The sequence below is a fragment of the Tateyamaria omphalii genome (assembly GCF_001969365.1).
Classification (GTDB): Bacteria; Pseudomonadota; Alphaproteobacteria; order Rhodobacterales; family Rhodobacteraceae; genus Tateyamaria; species Tateyamaria omphalii_A.
In genome coordinates, this window is record NZ_CP019312.1 from 270,293 (window position 1) to 293,135 (window position 22,843).

Sequence of the window (22,843 nt, forward strand, 5' to 3'; positions counted from 1 at the left end):
GGTGGGCGACCCGTGTCCCCATTACCAGAGGCGTCTTAACGGTCTAATCACCGACTTTGTCCACATTATGTCCAAAGTGCTGTCAAATGTATAGGTTTTGAGGGGACTGTCGCTGCGGAATAAACAGTTTGCCCCCCCCGCCACGCAGTTGTGACGGGGGTGTGATCTGTCAGGCGTCCTGTTTTTCGACCCGGGTGATCCGACCCACGGCAATCGAGATGGCCGCGGCGATGAAACTGAAGAGCGCGCCCATCTTGGCGGCGTCCTGCACTGGCCCCGCATCAAAGGCGGCAGAGGCGAAGAACAGGGATACCGTAAAGCCAATCGCGGCGACGCAGCCGATGACCACCAGGTCGATGATCCGCATCCCTTCCGGGATGCCGAGGCCAAGGGGTTTGGCCGCCAGCCAACCGAAGATCAGGATGCCCACCGGCTTGCCGATCAGCAGACCCGCCAGCACCAGCCAGGTGGCGTCACCAATGGAGCTGAATTCGACCCCTGCGTTCAGGAGGCCGAAGAAGAACAGCACCACCTCGACCGGGGATTTCAGGGCGTGTTCGATCTGGTTCAGCAGGTCGGTGAGATATTTTTCCGCCTCCGAGAAGATGCCGAAGGCGCGGTCGGCGTGAGGGATGGCTGGCACGATGGGCAGAAGGCCCAGCGACGGGTGCAGGCCCGATGCCATGAAGCCGTACCAGCTGACGCAGCCCGCAACCGCGTAGGGCCAGAAGCCAAGCGTCTTGCGCATCCAGGTCGAGTTTGGGCGGTCCTGTTTGTGCTGGTCCATGCGGCGCGGCAGCCAGTTGAAGATAAAGAACACGGCGACGGCGGCAAAGACCGACAGGAGCAGCCATTCCAGCGCCAGCTCGCCCGAGGGGTAAAAGATGGCGAGGATGATCAGGCCCGCGGCGTCATCCGCGATGGCCAGCAGCAAGAGGAACCGGACCGCAGGGTGGCCTGCGCCAAAGACGATCCGGCCAACAAGGTAGCTGAATGCGATGTCCGTCGCGGTTGGGATGGCCCAGCCATTGGCGACGGCGTCATAGGTGTCGGAGCCCAATAGGACCGCGAGGCCAAGATAGACCGAGATGGGGCCAACCATGCCGCCCAGCGTTGCAAACAAGGGCGTTGCCGCCTTTTTCCCGCGCAGCGAGCCGTTCTTGAGCACGACGGCTTCCCACACTTCCTTGGCCGCGATGCCGAAGAAGAGCGCCATGGCCATGTCGTTGACGATGTAGTGGGCTGACAGCACTTTGGCAGCACCCCCGGCATCGTATTTGTCGTAGCCTTCGCCGTAGAGCTTTTTCCAATAGTCGTAGTCGACGCCGATCCAGTCGTTGAAGAGAACCGGAAATTCCACGAAGTGGTGGTAGGAATGCGGGTCGATATTGGCCCAGACAAGGGCGGTGAGCGCGCCGATGATCAGCAGCAGGGAATAATTGGTTAGAAAGCTCCAGACGCGATACATGTGCGCTCCACCCGTGTCATTGTTCGTCGGGGCTTAGCGCAAGTGGCTGCAATGGGGCAACCCGGCGGGTGCGCCGCCGGGTGAGATGATGTGGATTAGGGGCTGAGTGTGGCGGTTAGGCGATCATTTGCCACGCGATCCCGGTGAGCACGGACCCGACGAGTGCGAAGCTGAGATAGGCCGCAAAGATGCGCGGTTTGACCAGTGCCCAGACCGCGAGGGCCGCCGGGATCGAGCTGACCCCGCCCGCGATCATGAAGGACATGGCCGCCCCCGGTGCCATGCCTTGATCCAGCAAATCGCCGATCAGTGGGGCCGCGGCATAGCCGTTGAGATAGGCGGGCATGCCCACGAAGGCGCCCAGCAGGATGGTGCCCAGCCCACCGCCGCCCAGGATGTTGGCGATGAAGTCGGCGGGCATGTAGTGGACCATCAGCCCCTCGATCACGTAGGCCAGCGTGAGCCATTTCAGCAGGAAAATGCCGTTTTCGAGTCCTGCGTTGCGGAAGATTTGTGTGCGCTCGGGGACGTCCCAGAATGTCCAGACGGGTGTGGCGCTGAATGGCGCCTTGACCCCGCAGCAACCGCCGACGGCGGGTTTTTCGCGCAACGGGTCTGTGAAGATCGGGGTGCGAGACAGCAAGAGTGTTCCGAAGCCGCCAAAGAGGCCGAGTGCCACGGCAGCGAAGGTTTTGGCGATGGCGAAGTCGAGTGTGATGGCGCCTGTGGTGATCGCGAACATGGCTGGGTCCATCAGTGGCGAGGCCAGCCAGAAGGCCATGACTGCGGCCAGTGGCGCGCCGACGGCGAGGAGTGCGGCGATGAAGGGGATCACCTCGCACGAGCAGAAGGGCGACAGGCCGCCGAGGAGGGCCGCCATGATGATCATGCGGGTTGGGTTGCCCTGGAACGCCTTGGCCAGCAGGTTTTCAGCGCCCGTGGCCTTGAGATAGGCGATGGCGAAGACGGCAAAAGCGATGAAGGGCAGGGTGCCCAGCAGCGCGCGGAAGGCAAAGCCTGCGACGTCATCCACGCGGGGCAGGTCGATGATGGCGACCAGCAGCAGGATAAGCCCGGAGGCGAGCCAGACCCGGTCGATGCGCGACCAGAGCGACGGGGTGGCGGTTTGGGAGGTCGTGTCAGCCATGGGTGTGATCCGTATCTGTGCTGTCGGCGCAGCATTCGGTGAGCAGGAAGTCGGCCAGGTCCTGCACCTCGTCAAAGGCGACGGCGGCGCAGATGATGGACCGACCCTGGCGGGCTTGTGTGACAAGGCCCGCGCTGGCGAGGATTTTGACGTGGTGGGTGAGCGTGGAGCCGGTGACGCCGGTGCGATCCCCCAGCGTGCCGATGCTGAGCCCATCGGGCCCGGCCCGCACAAGTGTGCGCAGGACGGACAGGCGTTGTTCGGAGCCCAGTGCCGCAAAGGCGGCAGCGGCGCGGGTGAGGTCGAGGGAGGTGGGCGAATCCATTTTCATATTTCTAGAATTGTCGAATTATATGCCTGCGGCAAGTATTATTTCGGAAAATGTCGAAATGATTGCCTAAGTGTTTGGCGCGGCTTAGGTCTTTGCCATGGCTTTGACCGATGACATCCGCGCCTGCACCCTGTGTGCTGACCGTTTCGCGGCAACCGAGACGGGGCACAGCCCGCGACCTGTCGTCTGGTTCAAGCCCGGCGCGCGCATTCTGGTGGCCGGGCAAGCGCCCGGAGCGCGGGTGCATGAGAGCGGAAGACCCTTTACCGATCCGTCTGGGGATCGGCTGCGGCATTGGTTGGGGATGGACGAGGCGACATTTTATGATCGCGACAAGCTGGCCATCGTGCCCATGGCGTTCTGCTTTCCGGGCTATGACGCCAAAGGATCGGATCGGCCGCCGCCGAAGGTGTGTGCCGCCACTTGGCGGGATGCGGTGATGGCGCATGTGGGCGATGTGCCGCTTGTCCTGCTGATCGGCAGATATGCGCAGTCCTGGCATTTGGGCTCGCGGATGTCGGTGCGCGATACCGTGGCCGCCTGGCGCGACTTTGCGCCTCGGGCCTTTCCCTTGCCTCATCCGTCCTGGCGCAATACCGCGTGGCTGAAGAAGAACCCGTGGTTCGAGGATGAGGTGCTGCCCGTGCTGCGCGCGCGGGTCAAAGAGGTGTTGGCGTGATGGAAACGGTTTTGGATCAGGCGCATGCGGCGATGCAGGCGGCCCAAGAGGATGACGCGGTGCGTTTGCGCTTTTTCGAACGGTTGGGCGATGCGGAGCTGTTCTTGCTGCTGGAGGCAGAAGCCGAGGGGGAGCAGGTGACACCGCTGGTGTTTGATCCGGGTGCCGGTCCCTTGGTGCTGGTGTTTGACCGGGAAGAGCGATTGGCGGCCTTCGTTGGGGCGGAAGCGCCCTATGCGGCGCTGTCGGGGCGTATAATTGCGGGGCTGTTGGCGGAGCAGAGCCTTGGGCTGGGGTTGAACCTGGATGTGGCGCCATCGTCGTTCTTGCTGGATGCCGACGGTGTGCGGTGGCTGGCGCAGACACTGGGGCATGGCCCGGACGAGGTGGAGGCGCGTTTGGCGGAGGTGTCGGCGCCCGCGGGATTGCCCGATGCATTGATCACGGCGCTGGACACGAAACTGGCGACGGCGACCGGGTTGGCGCAGGCGGCGTATCTGGTGGGCACGACGGATGACGCGGGGTCGAAGGGCCACTTGCTGGGGTTTGTGGGCGCGGCGCCCGGGGCCGAGGATGCGCTGGCGCGCGCCGCGTCGGAGGCGCTGACATTTTCCGGGATCGAGGCGGGAGCGATGGATGTCGGGTTTTTCGATGCGCGCGATCCGGTGACGGCGCGATTGGCGCGGGTGGGCTTGCGCTTTGACCTGCCGCAGCCTGCGCCTGCGCGCTCGCCGGAAGCGGCTGCGCCAGGGATGGACCCGGACCGCCCGCCGCGTTTGCGCTGAGGGCGAAGCCCGTTTGATCACGTATTCCCGCGCCGGCTCACAACGGCGCGAGGCGGGCTGAATTCTGGACCAATCGGTCGTAGTATCGCATCATTCGCCGTGATTGAATGCGGCGGGCCCCGTTTGACAGAGGATGTCCCACATGATGAACCGTTTCACGATGGCCGTTGCTGCGGCTGCAAGCGCCTTGACCCTTGGCACCGCCGCCTTTGCCGGTGACCAATATGTTGACGAGACCGGCTTTGCCGTGTCGGGCTATGATGTCGTGGCCTATTTCGATCTTGAGATGAAACCTGTTGGCCAGACACAGACGGCGCCCGTGGCCGGAAATGCCGATTTCACTGCCGACTACAACGGTGCGACCTTTGCGTTTTCCAGTGCAGAAAACCGGGACAAGTTCGTGGCTGACCCGGCCCGCTATGCGCCGCAATATGATGGGCACTGCGCCTATGGCGTAGCCAAGGGCGGCAAGGTGCCAGCCAACCCGTATCTGTGGCGCATCGTCGATGACAAGCTGTACCTGAACATCACCGAGACCGTCGTGGGCTTTTGGGAAGAGGACATTCCGGGCAACATCACCCTGTCGGAAAGCAACTGGGTGGGTATTGAAGACGATCCGGCATCAGACCGCACGATCCCCAAATTCTCGAGCGCGGCGCCAAAGTCGTGAGATGAATAAACTGCCTGAACCAGATCTTCGGGCGGCGGCCCCGGTGCGGATGACGCGCCGGGGCTTTGGCCTTGTGGCGGGTGGCACGATCATCGGGGGCGCTGTGTTTGCCTCGCGGTGGTACAACGTGTCGGCCGTGGCCGGGGTCGATGGGACGTTGAGCGTGCCTGACGCGCATGCGGCGGCTGTCAGTGGCGCCGTGATCCTCATCGACATTCGTCGCCCGGACGAGTGGCAGCGCACCGGTGTTGGTGAGGGGGCTGTTCCCATCGACATGCGGCGAACGGATTTCACGGACGTCTTGCTGAAGCGCACGTCCGGTCGCACAGACGTGCGGGTGGCGCTGATCTGCGCGCGTGGGGTGCGGTCGCGCGGGTTGACGCGGCGCCTGACCGGCGCAGGCTTTACTGCGATCCTTGATGTGCCGGAGGGTATGTTGGGGTCAGGTGCCGGGCCTGGCTGGTTGAAGCGTGGTCTGCCTGTTGTTGCGTGGGCGCCGGAACCTGCTTGATCCTGATGAGCGCCTAGCGGCGCACGACATTATTTGTTTTGGCTTCTGCTCCACCAAGACAAAACCTTTGTCTCTGATCCAGCCCCGCATGATCTTTGGCGTGACAGAGCGCTGACACCTTCCCAAGAAAAATAGCCGTATCCCCGCAGGCGGGGCCCCTCGGCGATTTTTCTTGGCAATGCGCCATCGTTCTGTCCCACGTCGATCAAGCGACGCTGGCTCCGAGACAAAGCCCAAGTTTACTCTGCTGCGATCTTTGGCGCTTCGATCCGGGCGCGCATTTCGGCGCGTTGGGTGCGCGCGCTGACCACGATGGCAGGTTCGCGCAGGGTCAGAGGGTTGTCGAGGCGCAGGCCCGCAAGGCCGATCTGGGCCAGGGGGTAGGCGCTGAGCCCCGACAGCGGCACTGCGAAGGCCAGGCTGACGGCGATGGGGATCAGCCACCATGACACCAGCCCCATGCCCAGCCCCAGGAAGAGGAGCCCGCCGATGATGGATTCGATCCAGTGGAATTTGATCAGCGTCACCATCGGATAAGCTTGGGCCGTTCGGCTTTGCGGCGTCCAGCCGCCGCGCCCGATCAGGCCACCGATCACCGCCTTGGTTTGCTGGATCATCATGATCGGGGCGTAGGCGACGGATAGGGCCAGTTCGGTCAGGACAGCGCCTGCAAAGACGCGCCGTCCGCCGAAAAGCCGCACCGCCTTGCCATTTGCGGCGATGATCAGGGCCGATGTGATCTTGGGCGTGAGCAGCATCGCGTACATTACCACCAGGAAGATGGCGCTGTTGATATGCGTCATGGCTGGAGGCCAGTTGGGGAAGAGCGGGTTCGCTTCGTTGAAGTAGGAAATCACGTTGGTGTCGGCGTCGCGGCCCAGAAGCGCCCAGAAGACGAGCAGGACGAACCACGCGGGTGACATCAGGTACGCGGCGGCCCCCTGGAACAGGTGGAACCGGCTGACCGGGTGGAGGCCACGCGTTGTCAGAAGCCGCAGGTGTTGCAGGTTGCCGCGGCACCAGCGCCGGTCGCGGATCACGTAGTCGATGAGCGTGCCGGGTGTTTCTTCGAAACTGCCGGAAATGCGGGGCAAAAAGCGCACCCGCCAGCCTGCGCGGCGCAGAAGCGATGCCTCGACAAAGTCGTGGGACAGGATCAGATCGCGGCGCCCGGCGAGCCCGCGCAGGTAGGGCAGACCGGCGGAGGAGGCGAAGGCGTGGGTGCGGATGATCGCGTTGTGCCCCCAGTAGTTGCCTTCGGTCCGGGCCCAATGCGCGAGCCCTTCGGCCAGGAGCCAGCCATAGGCGATGTTGGAGAACTGCTGCATCCGGGCAAAGAGGGTGTTGGCGCCGATGAGTTGCGGGAAGCTCTGGATCAGGCCTGCCTTGGGGTCGGCGGCCAGCTCGGTCGAGAGCCGGTCGATGGCGCGGCCCGTCATCAGGCTGTCGGCATCCAGCACCAGCATTGCCTCGTAGGCGGCGCCCCAGCCGGTGATCCAGTCGACCAGGTTGCCAACTTTCTTGTCCGTGTTCTGGGCACGGCGGCGGTAATGGACCGGGAGCGGCGCGCGGGCTTGCAGCGCCTGAAAGGCGGCCCATTCCTGCGCGGCGATCGCGTTATCGGTCGTGTCGCTGAGGATGAACAGGCTGTAGCGGTGCCCGCCCTTTTGCCGCGTCAGATCGGCCAGCATGGCGGCGGCGTTGCCGAACACGTCCCACGGCGCTTCATTGTAGACCGGGACCAGCAGGGCCACGTCGAGCGGATCGCCCGTCGCGGGTTTGCGCGCCGGGTCAAGCCGACCGGCCAGCCCGACGCCCACGGTCGAGACGGCGATGGTGACCCAGATGAAGGTCAGGCCGATCAGGGTCAGAAGCACGTATTCGAACCCGGTCATGCCGGACATGGCGAAGAGCCCGTAGAGGCCCCAGAGCACGCCGCCCGTGATGGCGAGCGCCGGAAGGAAGACGGCCATCCGCCAGATCGGGTCTTGCCGCTCGGTTCCGGCATCGACGCCAACGGGTGCGTTCGCGAAATCCTGGGCCGGCATTTCCAGCGGCGCTTGGGGGGGCATGGCAGCGTGATTCATGTCGTCCACCTATATAGCCAGACTTCACTCAACGCTTGTCCGTCCAGGCGCAATTGTGCGCGGAATTCGGCCCAAGGGGCGTCCCCCGGAGTGAATGTGAAGGCCAGACGGGGGCCACCAGTCTCGGGGTTGCGCTGAATTATGCCTTCGGTGACGTCACCAGCGGTAGACCGCACAAGTCGGTCGATCCTCGAAAGGTCCTTGGGCACGTGCGGGGCGTCCTCGAAATCAATGGTAAAAATGCGCCCGCCTTCCGGCCGACCACCGGCAGCGGTGTTCAGGACCCGCAGCGGCATGGCCGCCGTGGGCGCGGGATCAGAACCCCAGTCCAGACGGTAGGTCATGCGATGCGATGCGCCCGCCTGGATGTCAGCAGAGGGGCGCCAATAGGCGACGATGTTGTCGAAAATCTCGCTCTCGGTCGGGATTTCGACCAGCGCGACCGAGCCGCGCCCCCAGCCCTCGCCCGGTGTCACCCAAAGGCCGGGGCGGCGGTGATAGAGTGCCTCTAGGTCATTGAAATAGCTGAATTTTCGTGCCCGCTGCATGAGGCCGAAACCGCGTGGATTATTGTCACCAAAGGCGCTGATCTGAAGCGTGCGGGGGTTGGCGAGGGGGCGCCAGATCACCTCGCCTGCGCCGTTGTGGATCATCAGCCCGTCATTGTCGTGGACAGCGGGGCGAAAGTCGTCAAAGCGCTGCGTGTCCATATCGTCGAACATGAACATGGAGGTCAGTGGCGCGATGCCCAAATGGGTGAGCGTCTGGCGTGCAAAGACCTCTGCCTGCACCTCCATGACAAGGGGTTGGCCTGGCATGATCTCGAACCGGTAGGCGCCGGTGCAGGAGGGGCTGTCGAGCAGAGCGTGGACGATGATTTGCGCCGCACCCGTGCTGGGCTGTTCGATCCAGAAATGAGTGAAGTCTGGAAATTCTTCGCCCATCGGATCGCCGGTTTTGAGCGCAAGTCCGCGCGCGGACAGCCCGTAGATGTCGTCCGTGCCGATGCCGCGGAAATAACTGGCGCCCTGAAAGACGGCGTATTCCTGAAAGATACCGGGCTGGCGCAGTTCAGCGCGCAGCCGCAGGCCGGAATATCCCAGCGTGTCATCGACGGGCATATCGGCCGGAAACTTGTCGGTCGTGTCGAACACGTCGAAATCAAACTTGATCGGGCGCGCCTGATCGCCTTCGACCACATAGGTTCGAATGGATTGCGGATAGTAGAGACCGGGTGCGAGCACATCAATGCGCTGGGGGGCGTCTGTGCCTTCCCACAAGGCGTTGCGGCCGTCGAACCAGATCTTGCGATATTGGTCATAGGTCAGGTTCCGCCACGCCTCAGGGATGAGCGGGCGGGGCGCGTAAGGGCGCGATGCCATGTCGCGCGCCCGGTCGATGACGTCCGCAGGCGTGAACGGGGTCGCGTCGCCCAATTGCAGGCCGGGCTCGCCCTGTGCCCATGTGGCATGCGGGGCTGCGGCCAGCGCAGCCAGGGATGCGAGGAATTCGCGTCGGATCATCAGCGGGGCACCTTTGGTTTCCACGGGGTCGATTTGAACCAGCCCGCCAGATATGCGGTCAGGATCAGGACTCCGCAGCCAAACGCGTTGATGGCGAGAACAGTTCCTGTCTCGCGGCCCAGCACATCCATGGCGAACCCGTTGAAACGCGCCACAAAGATCGACACGACAAAAACGGCAAGCGATTGTTGGCCGACTTTCAGAATGAGCTTGAGCACCCTGTCCCATATGCGCGCCACGGCGTGCGTTGCCGTGACGCGCAGGCGGTCGCCCTTGTCGCCCGCAAGCACCCACGCCAGGTAGGCAAGCGCGAGGAACTGGATATAGCGCAGTATTCCGAAGTCGGATTTGGAGATCCATTGCCGGTTCTCGCTGCGCCATTCGCTCGCCCAGTCGAGCCCGAGGCCGCCGTTTTCGCGCACGCCGACACTAGAGAAGGGGATGTTTGCCAGTACGATAACTGTTGCGACGCCGATCAGCAGTGCGTTGACGGGCGGTTTCGGCAACCAACCGCGCATGAAGGCGAAGCCGGTGAAAAAGACAAGCTGCCAGGCAAACGGGTTGAGAAACCAGCGGCGTTGCCAATCGTCGTTGCCAACCCAGGGTTCTGCTGTGAAGTTCAGGTAGGGCAGGCCCGCCGCCTCCATGAACCGGCGCTGGCCGAGGATCCACATCGCGATGCAGAACGCGGCAACGAGGCCGAGGTGTACGCGTGACAGCGCGATGACCAGTGGCATCATCGCGAGGATCACCATGTACATCGGCAGGATATCAAACAGGTTGGGCACCCATTGCAGCGTCATGAAGCTGAACAGGATGTTGGCGTTCTCCCAATGCTCGCTTTCGACAAAGAGCATCCAGAGGTTCATCTGCCCCCAGTAGTTGCGCGTCGTGATCTCAAGGTCCGTGACGTAGACAAGCAGCGCCGCCGTGGCAAAGAAGAGGCCCACATGCGCCCAGTAGACCTGCCAGATGCGGTAGCCGACGCGGGCGGTGCCAAGGGCGAAGCCGGCCCTGTCGAACGTGGCGCCGAACGCGATAGCCGAGGCCATGCCCGAGCAGAAGACGAACATCTCTGTCGCGTCAGAGAACCCCCAGCGCGCAGGGATCCAGCGCGTCAGGAAGTTGCCCGGCGTGTGGGCGAACAGGATGATGAACATCGCGATGCCGCGGAAGAAATCCAGGCGGATGTCGCGCACCCGCACCGGGTTGGCGGTTGGGGCCGCTGCGGGCGCGGCTGCTGGGGTATTTGCGGGGTCGGCGAACGTCATGGCCGCTGTCTACTTTACCTTACAAACTGGCACCATCCCTGCGCATCACTGTGCAGGGATGCGCCGGGCGTCCTGGATTGAGGCGAGCCGTGTGGCGGCAAACCGGTCGATGGCCCCGGCGCGCCGGGCGATCCGGTCCTCGATCAGGGTTTCGGTCGCGTCATACAGACCTGCGCGCAGGCCTGCGTCGATGGTCATGCGTTCGAACACGTCGCGCTGTGCGTGGCTGCCGCCAATGGTCTGCATGCCTGGCCGGGCGGACGCGAGATCGCGGAAGGCCGCGTCGTAGCGCCCTTCGGCAAAGGCGTTAAGGCCTGCGAGCGCCGACTTGCCCGGATCGGCAACCCGTGCAGGCATCTCGCCCTGCCGGGCGGCGTCGATGGCGAAGCGGGCCGTCATGTCGGCCTGCGCATCGTCGCGCCCTGCCGCGCCCAGTGCCAGTTGGTAGTGCAGGTCGGCAAAGACGAGGCAGCCATCGTCGGTGCGGTGCTGTGCAAAGTCGGCGAGTTCGTCCCAGCGGTCAGCGACTTGCGTGCCCTCAAGCTCAAGCCGCATCAGGAGCGACGTGGCGTTGGCGATGTCGCGGTAGTCGTCGGTCTTGTCCGCGCGGATCTGCTGGTCGTAGAGCGCCAGCACGATGTCATTTTCACCCCGGTCAAGGTGCAAGAGCGCCTTGTGCCACCAGACGTGGTAGCGGAAGTTGTTGCAGTGATCCCAGGCGGAAAGGTTGTTTTCGATCAACGCGATCCCGGCATCTGGCCGGGCGGTCATGTCATAGACATGGGCAACAGCATGCAAGCCCCAGGCATCGTCGGTTGCCAGTTGCAGACCCTTGAGCCCCGCCGCTTCGGCCGCGGCGTAGTCGCCTGTTTCCTCAAGCGTGAAGGCGTGACAGCCGTGCACATATCCTTCGAGCGCATGGCCCTTGTGCGCGTCGAGCACGTTTTCGATCGAGCGGCGCATACCGACGCCGTCGCCCAGGATGAAGCGAATGGCGTGGCTGACCTTGGCCGACAGGGTGTCGGTCGGGTGTTCGGCCAAGACACGCTCCATCGCGGCGATGGCGCCGGAGGGGCGACCATCAAGCCATTCACCAAGCGCGCGGACCCACAGCCGTTCGCGGGTGTTGCCACCAGCGACGGCCAGTGCCGCCACAGCGTCCTTGCCCGCCTGGTGCGCGACATCCCACAACTCCTTGCGCCCCATCATGATCGAGAACAGCCCCTTGGCCGCGAAGCCCATGGCGAAGTGCGGCGCACCGGACAACACGGCGCCCAGATGCGTGGGTGTGGCAGTGCCGTGGGCCAGGAAAGCGTGGATCATCCCGTTCCACTCCTTAACGAGAGCTGGGTCATCGAGGCTGACCGGCGCTTGGCAAATATCGTGCATCATGTGGGCGCTACCTTATACCGTATGCGTTCGTGTTTTTGGTGTAGAACATCTGGGGCCCTTTGACATGTCATGAGGGGTGGACACACGTAACCGTGAAACGCCGTAGGGGGTTCCGTGAGCAAAATGTCAGCACATTCGGCAAAAGCAGGCGAAAACTGGCCAAAGACCTCAGGTCAGTCAGGATTTTCTTGCGTGTTTTGAAGGTCTAATGTTGCAAGAACCGCGTCCGTATCCTGCCCAAAGCGGGGGGGCGCGCGGCGATATGTGACCGGCGTTGCCGAAAATTTGAGCGGATTCGCCAAGAGCCGGACGTATCCGTCTGCCACACCTTCTCGGTTCACGGCCACGACGGTGCCGCGGGCCTGCGCCTGGTCCGAATTCAGTGCCTCTGCCACGTCGTGGATCGGGCCGCCGGGCACCTTTACAGAGTGCATTTTGCCAAGCAGTTCGTCCTTGGTCATGCGCGCCAGAATGGGCGTGAGGGACTGAGTGAGCGTGACGCGGTTTTCGATCCGCTTCAGGTTGGTCGCATACCGCGGGTCGGCCCCCAATTCCGGCGCGCCGATGGCGTCGCAGAAGCGCACGAACTGGCTGTCATTGCCGACGGCCACCAATACGTGCCCGTCCGATGTGGCGAAGGCGTCGTATGGTACAATGTTCGGATGCGCATTGCCGCGCCGTTCGGGCACGTCGCCCGAAACCAGGTAATTGCAGCCTTCATTGATCAGCCACGCCATTTGCGCGTCGACAAGGCTCAGGTCGATATGCTGCCCTTCGCCGGTTCGGTCGCGGTGGCGGAGCGCGGCCAGTATGCCGATGGTGGCGTACATCCCGCACATCACGTCCGCGATGCCCACGCCCACCTTGGTCGGTGTGCCATCGGGGTCGCCCGTGAGCGACATGATCCCGCCATAGCCCTGTGCCATCAGGTCGTAGCCGGGCTTATCCCGGTTTGGCCCCGTCTGCCCAAACCCTGAAATGGAGCAATAGACCAGCCCCGGATGCGCCTTGCGCATGGTGTCGTGGTCGAGGCCGTATTTGACGAGCCCACCCGGTTTGTAGTTTTCGATCACCACATCGGCGCGGGCGGCGAGTTTGCGGATGATGTTCTGCCCGTCCTCGGTCGATAGATCGACGGCGACGGAATGCTTATTGCGGTTTGCGGCCATGAAATACGCCGACAGATCCGTCGCGTTGCCATCGTTGTCGCGGGCGTAGTTCGGCCCCCAGGCACGCGTGTCGTCGCCGCCGGTCTTGGGGTTTTCGATCTTGATGACCGTGGCGCCCATATCGCCCAACAGTTGCGTGGCTGTTGGACCGGCCAGGATGCGCGACAGGTCGAGGACAAAGAGGCCGTCGAGCGCGCCAGGTGTCTCAGATGCGACCATCATAGGCCCCCCGGTCGATGACGGCGGCGATGACGGTGAAGGTGTCGGCCGATTGGGCGGCGGTCAGCGCCTCTTGCAGCTCGCTCCGAGACGTGACCGTGTGGCCCGCACCACCAAAAGCGCGGCCAATGGCGGCAAAATCATGCTTGGCAAAATCCACGCCTGCGTTGGTCAGTTGCCTTTGGCGCTGTTTCAATTCGATCAGGGCGAGTGACGCGTCCACGAACACCACGAAAATGGTCTTCAAACCCAGTTCAGCCGCGGTCGACAATTCGCCCGCGACCATGAGGAAACCCGCGTCGCCGGAAAAGCTGACGACCGTGCGGTCGGTGTCTGCCACCTGCGCGCCCATGGCGAGCGGGATGGCGCAGCCCATTGTGCAAAGGGCCGACGATTGCATGAGGCCGCGGGGTTCGTAGCATTCCCACATCTGGCTGAGCAGAATGCGGTGCGCGCCGCTGTCAGCGGTGGCGAGCGCGTCGCGGGGCAGTGCCGCGCGGCAGGTGTCGATGATGGCGCCGGGGCCCCATTCGTCGTTGCTCGGGAATGCCTTGGCCAGCTCCGTTTGAGCCGCTGCAATCTCGCCCGCCGTCCAGGTGTCGCGGGGTGCGACGCCATCGGCCATCGCCGCAAGAGTTGCGCCACAGTCGCCCATCACGTTCATCGTCGCCTGGTGCATGTAGTGGTGGTTCGGCTCTGCCGTGATGTCGATCATGGTCTGGATGCCGGGGTAGTAGAAATCGCGCCATCCGGTGCGCATCTCGATCGGGTCATAACCCAGCCCTATGATCAGATCGGCGCGCTGTACGAGCGGCAGCAGGATCTTGTCAGCCTTGGGTGACAGGCCCGCCCCCCCCAGCGCGAGCGCGTGATCCTCAGGCATCAGGCCCTTGGCCTTGTAGGTTGTGATGACGGGAACACTGTACGTTTCGACAAAATCCCTGAGCGCTGCCGACATGTCCTGGCGGCGGGTGTCGAAGCCCTGGTTCAGGGCGTCAACGCCGACAATCAGAACGGGGCGTTCGGCGAGGGCAAGGGCCGCGCGCATCTTTTCCAATGTCGCGGGCGCTGGAACAACGGGTTCCGCGGCCGAACGCCGTGCCGGAATTTCAGGTGTCACTGGGGTCACCGCAACGCTGATCGGCACGTCGATATGCACCGGGCCGGGTCGTCCCTCGAGCGCGATGCCCACGGCCTTGTCCGCAATCACGTGCGCCGCGCCGGTGTTCAGGGTGAACGTGGCCTTAGTGATCGGGCGGAACACTTGCGTTTGGTCCAGAACCTGGTGGGTGTAGGTTTGCGCCTCGTCCGCATCGACACACCCGGCGAGTACGATCAGCGGCACGCGGTCCTGATGGGCGTTTGCAACGGCATTCACCCCGTTCAGCGCGCCCGGCCCTACTGTGGCGACCAGAATGCCGGGCGCTCCGGTGCGGTGCCACGCCCCTTCGGCCATGAAGGCGGCGGCATTTTCGTGCTTGCACAGGATGAACCGGATGCCCGCGCGTTGCAGCGCATCGACGATGGTCAGCACCTCGCCCCCCGGCATGCCAAAGGCAAAGCGGCACCCGGCGTCATGGAGGCGTGTTGCCAAAACATCGGCTGCGCGGGGTGAGGCGGGAGAGATGTCTTTCATCGGTCGTCTTCCAGAGTTTGGCACCGCGTCTTCCTGTCATGGTCGGGGCTGACGTACAACTCACACCTCCGCCATGGTTTGTTTCACCGTGGGGCTTGACCTTCCAGTCACTGGAAGGCCTATCTGCGTCCTATGAGTACCGTTTTGACCTTTGGATTGTCCGGTTTGCATTGCGCCTCGTGCGTGCGCCGGGCCGAGGCGGCGCTGGCCGGGATGCCGGGGGCGCGCGAGGCGCGCGTGAACCTGGCCGACCACAGCGCACGCGTGTCCGGCGTTTCGGCGCCCGATGTGGTGCGGGTCATGGACGCGGCGGGCTATCCTGCGGCGGTACAGCGGGCTGAGGTCCATGTGCCGGGCATGTCCTGTGCGTCCTGCGTCGGACGGATCGAGGCCGCGATGCGATCGGTGCCGGATGTGGTGCGCGCCGACGCGCGCCTGCCTACGAAAACCGTGGTGTTTGAAACGCTTGGCCCGGATGCGGCAGTGTACGCGGCCCTGGAGGCGGCCGGCTATCCGGCAGATCGTGCGGACCCCACAGACGCCCCGGACAAGGCCGACGCGGGTGCGGAGGATTTCAGGCGCTTTGTGATTGCCGGGCTGCTCACGCTGCCTGTCTTTCTGATCGAAATGGGTGGGCATGCCTTTCCACCGCTGCACCACTGGGTGATGCGCAACATTGGCACCGTAAACAGCCACCTGTGCCAGCTGGTTCTCACCGCCATTGTTCTGGCCGGGCCCGGCGCGGGGTTTTTCCGTCGCGGTTTTCCAAACCTGATCAAGGCGCGCCCGGATATGGATGCGCTGGTGGCGCTTGGCGCGGGGGCGGCATTTGCGTTTTCGGCATTCTCGGTCCTTGCTCCGGGCATCCTGCCACCATCCGGCGTGTATTTCGAAGCGGCGGCGGTCATCGTCACGCTGATCCTGATGGGCCGCTGGCTGGAGGCGCGCGCGAAAGGGCGAACAGGGGATGCGGTGCGTCGTCTGTTGTCCCTGCGCCCGGACCACGCAGAGCGCGTTGTGGACGGAGGAACAGAGCAGGTGCCGCTTGCGCAGATCATGGTCGGTGATCTGCTGCGTCTGCGGCCAGGTGGTCGTGTGCCCGTCGATGGCGTTGTTGAAGAAGGCCACAGCCATGTCGACGAAAGCATGTTGACGGGCGAGCCGGTGCCGGTTCTGAAGCAGACCGGTGATCCGATCACGGGTGGCACCGTTGCAACAACTGGCAGCCTGACCTTGCGGGCAACGCATGTGGGCGAAGACACCGTCCTCGCGCGCATCACGACCCTCACCCGGGACGCCCAGGCCGCGCGGCTTCCGGTCGAGGCGTTGGTCAACCGCATCACGGCGTGGTTTGTTCCCGCGGTTCTTTTTATTGCGATGGTGACTTTTGTGACGTGGTGGGCCCTTTCCGGATTAGCGCCAGCTGTTGTCGCCGCCGTATCCGTGCTGATCATCGCGTGCCCCTGTGCCATGGGGCTGGCCACCCCGATGTCGGTCATGGTTGGCACGGGGCGGGCGGCGGAACTTGGGGTTCTGTTTCACAAGGGGGACGCGCTACAGCGTCTGCAGGACGCGGCTGTCGTTGCCTTTGACAAGACCGGAACATTGACCCTTGGCACCCCGCGCGTGCACGACACGGCCGTTGCAGATGGCTGGAGCGCTGAGACGGTTCTGGCCCTGGCCGCAGGTGTCGAAAGCCTGTCCGAGCACCCGATCGCGCGCGCCATTGTCAGCGCGGCGCCGAGGACACCGACAGATGTGACAGCGTTTGACGCTGTTCTTGGGGCCGGTGCCATTGCGTATGTTGAGCAGCAACGCGTTGTCGTTGGCAATGTCGACCTTTTGGTCCGCGAAGACATCTCTCTGGATCAGGCGCTTGTTGCTGAGGCTGACCAATGGGCGCAAACGGGCGCAACCGTCGTGCACGTTGCCGCCAGCAATACACATATTGCAGCGCTTTGCGTCAGGGACACGGTGCGGGACGGCGCCAAAGGGGCCATCGCGTCGCTCAAGGCGCAAGGGCGCGTCGTTGCAATGATTTCAGGCGATACGGACGCAGCAGCCAAACACGTGGCCCGAACACTCGGGATCGAAACGGTCGTGGCAGGCGTGAAGCCGGATCAAAAAGTGGAGGCCCTGGAACAGTTGCGGGCAGCGCATGGCAAGGTGGCTTTTGTCGGGGATGGGCTGAACGATGCGCCCGCGCTGGCCTCCGCCGATGTGGGCCTGGCCGTGAACGGGGCCACAGATGCCGCCATCGAAGCGGCAGACGTGGTGCTGATGTCTCCGGATCCCGCTGCCGTCCTGCGCGCCTTGCGCATAAGTGCGGCGACCTTGCGCAATATCTGGCAAAATCTCGGGTGGGCTTTTGTATATAACACTGCCCTCATCCCGGTCGCGGCGGGGGTGCTGGTGCCGTTTGGCGGACCGCAACTGTCGCCCGCGCTTGCGGCACTGGCCATGGCGCTGTCGTCCGTGTTCGTCGTGACCAACGCGTTGCGCTTGCGCAGAAAGGGGGAGGCATGAACATTTCGCAAGCCGCCGAAGTGACACATCTGCCAGCCAAAACAATCCGGTACTACGAAGACATCGGCCTGATCAGCCCTGACCGTGGCGCCAATGGCTACCGGTCATTCTCGGACACGCATATCCATCAACTGACATTCCTGGCACGCGCCCGCGCGCTCGGGTTCTCGGTCGAAGACTGCCGTTCGCTTCTTGCATTGTGGGAAGACCGCGCCCGCGCCAGCGCAGACGTTCGAAAAATTGCCCAGGAGCATCTCCAGGCGATCGAGACGAAAATTGCCGATCTGACGGCGATGCGCGACACTCTGAGCCACTTGGTGCAGACATGCGCAGGGGATGACAGACCGGACTGCCCTATCCTGAACAAGCTGTCTTCTTCTGGCTGAAAATACTTCGGGGGGTCGCGCCAGCGACGGGGCAGAGCCCCCAAAACAATGCTGTCGCCGTCAGGCGGCCTTTGGATCAGCGCCGACGGTCGCGGCGCGACGACATGGGCTGGAAGGCCACGCCCACATGTGCCTCGCAATAGGGTTTGCCCTGTTGCACCGGCAGACCGCAGAACCAGAAATTGTCTGTTGCGGGATCACCTACGGGCCACTTACAGGTCCGCTCGGTCAGTTCCATCAGGCTGATCTTTTTGGCCTTTTTCTCGATCTCATTGACCTTGGCGAGCGCCTCGGGGCTGATTTCATTCGCCGACGGTTGCGGCGGCAGGGGCTGGCCTGCCGGGATGATTTGCTTGCGGGCCGGAACGGCCGCCTTGGTTTCCGGCGCGGGGGCAGGTTTGACCGCCGGTTCCGTCTTGAGTTGCGGTTTCGGCTCTGCCTTGGCCTTGGGAGCGGCCTTTGGCTTTGCGTCTGCTTTCGCGGTCGTTGCGCTGCCACCGCTGCCCGCGCGGTTCGACAGGCCCAACCGGTGCACCTTTCCGATGACTGCGTTGCGCGTGACGCCGCCAAGCTCCTTGGCGATCTGACTGGCCGATTGACCTTCGCCCCACATTTTCTTCAAGAGTTCAACGCGTTCGTCGGTCCAGGACATCAGCAGCTTTCCGATTTAAAAAGCGGCCTCACACGGGGCCGCCTTTGTGTCTCATTTGGTGTTAGCGTCCTATTCTAATCACGCGCGTCGAAGTTACAAGGGAGGACGTTTTGCAGTGGGTTTCGCGCGGCCCCCTTCGCGGAGCGCCAAAAGCAGCGCGCCCCCGATGATGATCGCAGCCCCAAGGACGGTGACGCCATCGGGGATCACCCCGTAAAACGCAACGTCATAGAGCGCCGCGAATATCAGGGTCGCGTAGCTGAAGGGTGCGACAAAGCTGGCGTCCGCACGCGCCATTCCGTTGACAAAACAGGCCTGTGCGGCGGCCATTGCGCATCCAACACCCGCCATCAGTGCCCATTGCGCCCCGCTGGGCTGGGTCCAGACAAAGGACACGGCAAATCCCGCGATGCACAGACCGATCGCATTGTTGACCAAAAGGATCGAAAACGGCCCCTCGCGACCGGTCAGCTTTTTGATAAAGCTTAATTCCAGCCCCAGAGCCACAGCGGCACCCAACGCCAGCAGTGCTGCGGGTTGGAAACCCTCCGGCGTTGGGCGCAGCAGGATCATCGCACCGACAAGTGCGATGCCCGCCGCCAACCAGCGCCACTTTCCCACCCGCTCTCCGAGAAGCGGGATCGCCAGGATCATGCCGAAGACAGGGTTCAGAAAGGAAATGGCGGTTGCGTCCGCCAGGGGGATATAGGCAACCGATGCGAACATCAGTGTGACCCCCGCCCAACCGCTTGTTGTTCGTGCCAGATGCAGGCCAAGATGCGGTCGCTGCAGTGTCGGGCGCAGGATCAGTGCTACTGTACCGAGGGTCAGTAAGGCGAACAGGAAGCGCCCAAAGCTGATCTGGAAGGGGTGAAGTGGCGTGCCAAATTGATCCGTCCCCAGCGCCTTTGCAAACAGCGTGGTGGCGGCAATGAATGCGCAGGCGCACACGATGAGCAGCGCCGCAAGCGCGGGGTTTTGAACCTTGGGCGCGAACATGTTGGATGCGTGCGCTTCTGCGGTGGCGAGCGCAAGTGTGATTTTGCTGGTATGTCGGGCGTCGCTTCGCTAAACGAGCGCCATGATCAGTTTGAGCACCCTTCGACGACCCGCGCGACGCAGCTAACGCCTGCGACTGATCATTGGTGCCGTGATGGTACGCCCCTATCCTCAAAATTGTTGACCCCGCCTTTTGCCTCATGCACCAACGTGCTCTGACGCATTGGCTTTCCAAAAAAGGATGATCCTCATGATCACGTCCGTTCTGCCAACATACAACCGCGCCCCTTTGACCTTTGTCAAAGGTGAAGGTGCATGGCTGATCGAGGCGGATGGCCGACGTTTTCTGGATTTGGGGGCGGGCATTGCGGTGAACGCGTTGGGCCATGCCCATCCTGCCCTCACGCAGGCGCTGACCGACCAGGCGGGCGCGCTGTGGCACACGTCAAACCTGTACCACATCCCGCAGCAGCAGGCGCTGGCGGACAAGCTGGTCGATGCGACCTTTGCCGACACCGTGTTCTTTACCAATTCGGGCACTGAGGCCTGCGAATTGGCCGTCAAGATGGCCCGCAAGTACTGGTATGACAAAGGGCGCCCGGACAAGGTCGATATCATCACCTTTTCGGGCAGCTTTCATGGCCGGTCTTCCGCCGGGATCGCCGCCGCGGGATCCGAGAAGATGACCAAGGGGTTTGGACCGCTATTGCCCGGCTTCACCCACCTGGCGTTCGGCGACCATGATGCGATTGCGCCCGCCATCACGGATCAAACCGCCGCCATCCTGATCGAACCCGTGCAGGGCGAAGGGGGGATCATCCCCGTGCCCGATCAATGCCTGAAGGGATTGCGCGACCTTTGTGATGAAAAGGGGATTCTGCTGATCCTGGACGAAGTGCAATGTGGCGTTGGGCGGACCGGCAAGCTCTTTGCGCACGAATGGGCCGGGATCGAGCCGGACATCATGATGGTCGCAAAGGGCATCGGGGGCGGTTTTCCCCTTGGTGCTGTTCTGGCGACTGAAGACGCGGCAAGTGGTATGACTGCTGGCACGCACGGCTCCACCTATGGCGGCAACCCCCTGGGATGTGCCGTGGGCTGCGCCGTGCTCGACATCGTCAGCGACGCCGCGTTTCTGGCGGAAGTGAACCGTAAGGCGGGTCGGCTGCGCCAGAAACTCGAGGGGTTGATTGCCGCCCATCCCGATGTGTTCGAAAAGGTCCGCGGCGCTGGTCTGATGCTGGGTATCAAGTGCAAGGCCACGTGCGGCGATGTCGTGTCCGCCGGCTACGCGCACAATGTCATCACCGTACCTGCTGCTGACAACACAGTCCGCCTTTTGCCGCCGTTGAACATCACGGATGAAGAGATTGGAGAGGCCATCACGCGCCTCGATGCCGCAGCGCAGGCTGTTGCTGCCTGATCTTCTCTGTTTCAGAAAAATCCCGGGGGTCCGGGGGGCTGGCCCCCGGCGCTCTCCACCAAGAGACATGACATGACGCATTTCCTAGATATTCACACCACGGACCGGCCCGAGCTGCGCAAGATCATCGACAGCGCCCAGGCCATGAAAACCGCGCGGGCCGGACGGCCCAAGGGCGCGCCGGATGACGAACAACCGCTCGCTGGTCACATGGTCGCGCTGATCTTTGAAAAGCCGTCCACGCGGACACGCGTGTCCTTTGACGTGGGCGTGCGCCAGATGGGTGGCCAGACGATGGTGCTGTCGGGCAGTGACATGCAATTGGGCCACGGCGAGACGATCGCCGACACGGCCCGCGTGCTTAGCCGCTATGTCGATCTGATCATGATCCGGACCTTTGAAGAGGCGACATTGCTCGAAATGGCGGAATACGCTTCCGTTCCCGTCATCAATGGGCTGACCAACCGGACCCATCCCTGCCAGATCATGGCCGATGTGATGACGTTCGAGGAGCATCGCGGCCCGATCAAAGGCAAGAAGGTCGTGTGGTCGGGGGATGGCAACAACGTCTTTGCCAGTTTCGCGCACGCGGCCAAGCAGTTCGGCTTTCATCTGACATTTACCGGGCCCGAGCCGCTGGATCCCGAACCTGCGCTTGATGGCCTTTATACGACTGAGCGTGATCCAAACCTTGCCGTGCAGGGGGCGGATCTGATTGTGACCGACACATGGGTCAGCATGCATGACCCGCAATCGGCCCGCGAGCGGCGGCACAACCAGTTGCGCGGCTATCAGGTCAATGCGGAGCTGATGGCCCGCGCCAAGCCCGACAGCCTATTCATGCACTGCTTGCCCGCCCACCGCGATGACGAGGCGACGTCCGAAGTGATGGACGGCGCGCATTCCGTCATCTTCGACGAGGCCGAGAACCGCTTGCACGCGCAAAAGGCGATCATGCGCTGGTGCCTGGGCACCTGACGCTTTGACTGGCCCACGCATAGCGGTCGCAGGCGCGGGCAGCATCGGCTGCTACGTGGGTGGTCTGCTCGCCTCGGCCGGGCATGATGTGCGGTTCCTTGCGCGACCGCGGGTCGTGACGGCGTGCGCTCAAGCCGGGTTGAGCTTGACGGACTATGCCGGTCATGCCGAACACGTTGCCGCGCCATGCATGGTCGAGACATCGGCGGACGCCTTGACGGGTGCGGACATGATCCTGGTCTGCGTGAAGTCGGGCGACACGGGCGCGATGGCAGCCGAGATTGCGGCGCACGCCCCTGAGGCGCAGGTGATCAGCCTGCAAAACGGCGTCGAGAACGCGGGCCTCTTGCGCGCGGCCTTGCCCGCAGCAGATATCCGGGCAGCGATGGTGCCGTTCAACGTCGTGGCCGAGGGGCCCGCGCATTATCATCGGGCGACATCTGGAGAGATCTTGGTCGAAGCTGGGCCGCTGCCGGACATGTCGACGCCGACACTGACTTGGCGCCAGGTCAACAACATCGAAGCGGTGCAGTGGGGCAAGCTGCTCATCAACCTGGGGAACGCGATAAACGCTTTGTCCGATCTGCCCCTGCTCACGCAATTGCAAAGCCGCGCGTGGCGTCGGCTGATGGCGGACCAGATGGCCGAAGCGCTGCGGATCCTCGCCGTCGCAGGCATATCGCCTGCCAAGACCACGGCCGTTCCACCCAAGCTCATCCCTCATATCCTGCGCCTGCCGACACCAGTCTTTCGCCGGATCGCCGCACAGATGCTGACGATTGACGCCCATGCCAGATCGTCCATGTGGGAGGACCTGAAGCGCGGGCGACGCACCGAGATTGACGCCCTGCAAGGCACGATCATCGCGCTTGCAGACCGCCACGGGCGACAAGCACCGCTCAACGCGCGGATGCGCCACCTGATCCGTGAAGCGGAGGTGGCGGGCGAGGGTTCGCCGGGCCTGAAACCCGATCAGATCAGGCGGTAGAAG

20 protein-coding genes are annotated in these 22,843 nt (G+C 63.4%); 9 read left to right on the plus strand and 11 right to left on the minus strand.

Annotated elements, in window-relative coordinates:
- Positions 1-169: 169 nt before the first annotated feature.
- The 3 genes from BWR18_RS01295 to BWR18_RS01305 form a co-directional block, all read right to left on the minus strand.
- A complete protein-coding gene (locus BWR18_RS01295) occupies positions 170-1,468 on the minus strand; it encodes a Na+/H+ antiporter NhaA (protein ID WP_076626357.1) in 1,299 nt (432 codons plus the stop codon).
- Between the two features lie 115 nt (positions 1,469-1,583).
- Positions 1,584-2,615, minus strand: a complete 1,032-nt coding sequence (locus BWR18_RS01300) for a permease (RefSeq protein WP_076626358.1) — start codon at positions 2,613-2,615, stop codon at positions 1,584-1,586.
- Positions 2,608-2,946, minus strand: a complete 339-nt coding sequence (locus BWR18_RS01305) for an ArsR/SmtB family transcription factor (protein ID WP_076626359.1) — start codon at positions 2,944-2,946, stop codon at positions 2,608-2,610. Before BWR18_RS01305 ends, BWR18_RS01300 begins: the two co-directional genes overlap by 8 nt.
- A 97-nt stretch (positions 2,947-3,043) precedes the next feature.
- On the opposite strand from BWR18_RS01305, the gene BWR18_RS01310 reads away from it, so the two are divergent.
- From BWR18_RS01310 to BWR18_RS01325, 4 genes are all read left to right on the plus strand, one after another.
- Positions 3,044-3,625, plus strand: a complete 582-nt coding sequence (locus BWR18_RS01310; protein WP_076626360.1) for a uracil-DNA glycosylase family protein — start codon at positions 3,044-3,046, stop codon at positions 3,623-3,625.
- The gene (locus BWR18_RS01315; RefSeq protein WP_083957599.1) at positions 3,625-4,410 is read left to right on the plus strand and encodes an SseB family protein; all 786 of its coding nucleotides are present in this window, start codon (positions 3,625-3,627) and stop codon (positions 4,408-4,410) included. Before BWR18_RS01310 ends, BWR18_RS01315 begins: the two co-directional genes overlap by 1 nt.
- A 145-nt stretch (positions 4,411-4,555) precedes the next feature.
- Entirely contained in the window at positions 4,556-5,080 is a 525-nt protein-coding gene (locus BWR18_RS01320; RefSeq protein WP_076630041.1) for a YHS domain-containing (seleno)protein, read from the plus strand.
- Positions 5,081-5,129: 49 nt separating this feature from the next.
- Entirely contained in the window at positions 5,130-5,591 is a 462-nt protein-coding gene (locus BWR18_RS01325) for a rhodanese-like domain-containing protein (RefSeq protein WP_076630042.1), read from the plus strand.
- A gap of 239 nt (positions 5,592-5,830) precedes the next feature.
- On the opposite strand, the gene mdoH is transcribed toward BWR18_RS01325, so the two are convergent.
- The 6 genes from mdoH to BWR18_RS01355 form a co-directional block, all read right to left on the minus strand.
- Positions 5,831-7,678, minus strand: coding sequence for a glucans biosynthesis glucosyltransferase MdoH (gene mdoH / locus BWR18_RS01330; RefSeq protein WP_076626362.1), 1,848 nt, complete (start codon positions 7,676-7,678; stop codon positions 5,831-5,833).
- Positions 7,675-9,201, minus strand: coding sequence for a glucan biosynthesis protein (locus BWR18_RS01335; protein ID WP_076630043.1), 1,527 nt, complete (start codon positions 9,199-9,201; stop codon positions 7,675-7,677). Before BWR18_RS01335 ends, mdoH begins: the two co-directional genes overlap by 4 nt.
- The gene (locus BWR18_RS01340) at positions 9,201-10,472 is read right to left on the minus strand and encodes an OpgC family protein (protein ID WP_076626363.1); all 1,272 of its coding nucleotides are present in this window, start codon (positions 10,470-10,472) and stop codon (positions 9,201-9,203) included. The genes BWR18_RS01335 and BWR18_RS01340 overlap by 1 nt, the downstream gene beginning before the upstream one ends.
- Positions 10,473-10,517: 45 nt before the next feature.
- Positions 10,518-11,864, minus strand: coding sequence for a tetratricopeptide repeat protein (locus tag BWR18_RS01345; RefSeq protein ID WP_076626364.1), 1,347 nt, complete (start codon positions 11,862-11,864; stop codon positions 10,518-10,520).
- Positions 11,865-12,037: 173 nt separating this feature from the next.
- Positions 12,038-13,255, minus strand: coding sequence for a CaiB/BaiF CoA transferase family protein (locus tag BWR18_RS01350; RefSeq protein WP_083957600.1), 1,218 nt, complete (start codon positions 13,253-13,255; stop codon positions 12,038-12,040).
- Positions 13,239-14,888 (minus strand): thiamine pyrophosphate-binding protein, encoded by a 1,650-nt coding sequence (locus tag BWR18_RS01355; RefSeq protein WP_076626365.1) that lies wholly within the window; start codon positions 14,886-14,888, stop codon positions 13,239-13,241. The genes BWR18_RS01350 and BWR18_RS01355 overlap by 17 nt, the downstream gene beginning before the upstream one ends.
- Before the next feature lie 132 nt (positions 14,889-15,020).
- Between BWR18_RS01355 and BWR18_RS01360 the strand changes: the two genes are divergently transcribed.
- Together BWR18_RS01360 and cueR are read left to right on the plus strand one after the other, a co-directional pair.
- Entirely contained in the window at positions 15,021-17,414 is a 2,394-nt protein-coding gene (locus tag BWR18_RS01360; protein ID WP_076626366.1) for a heavy metal translocating P-type ATPase, read from the plus strand.
- Positions 17,411-17,800 (plus strand): Cu(I)-responsive transcriptional regulator, encoded by a 390-nt coding sequence (gene cueR / locus BWR18_RS01365; RefSeq protein ID WP_076626367.1) that lies wholly within the window; start codon positions 17,411-17,413, stop codon positions 17,798-17,800. Before BWR18_RS01360 ends, cueR begins: the two co-directional genes overlap by 4 nt.
- Before the next feature lie 76 nt (positions 17,801-17,876).
- Here cueR and BWR18_RS01370 read toward each other — a convergent pair whose 3' ends face one another.
- On the minus strand, positions 17,877-18,452 hold the full coding sequence (locus tag BWR18_RS01370) for a GcrA family cell cycle regulator (protein ID WP_076626368.1): 576 nt from the start codon (positions 18,450-18,452) through the stop codon (positions 17,877-17,879).
- 93 nt (positions 18,453-18,545) lie between these two features.
- Positions 18,546-19,451, minus strand: coding sequence for a DMT family transporter (locus BWR18_RS01375; protein ID WP_076626369.1), 906 nt, complete (start codon positions 19,449-19,451; stop codon positions 18,546-18,548).
- Positions 19,452-19,701: 250 nt separating this feature from the next.
- Between BWR18_RS01375 and BWR18_RS01380 the strand changes: the two genes are divergently transcribed.
- The 3 genes from BWR18_RS01380 to BWR18_RS01390 all read left to right on the plus strand — a co-directional run bounded on the left by BWR18_RS01380 (position 19,702) and on the right by BWR18_RS01390 (position 22,840).
- Positions 19,702-20,874: an aspartate aminotransferase family protein gene (locus BWR18_RS01380; RefSeq protein WP_076630045.1), complete on the plus strand. Its 1,173-nt coding sequence runs from the start codon at positions 19,702-19,704 to the stop codon at positions 20,872-20,874.
- Between the two features lie 72 nt (positions 20,875-20,946).
- Positions 20,947-21,852, plus strand: coding sequence for an ornithine carbamoyltransferase (gene argF / locus BWR18_RS01385; protein ID WP_076626370.1), 906 nt, complete (start codon positions 20,947-20,949; stop codon positions 21,850-21,852).
- Positions 21,853-21,856: 4 nt separating this feature from the next.
- Positions 21,857-22,840, plus strand: coding sequence for a 2-dehydropantoate 2-reductase (locus BWR18_RS01390; RefSeq protein ID WP_076626371.1), 984 nt, complete (start codon positions 21,857-21,859; stop codon positions 22,838-22,840).
- Positions 22,841-22,843: the final 3 nt, after the last annotated feature.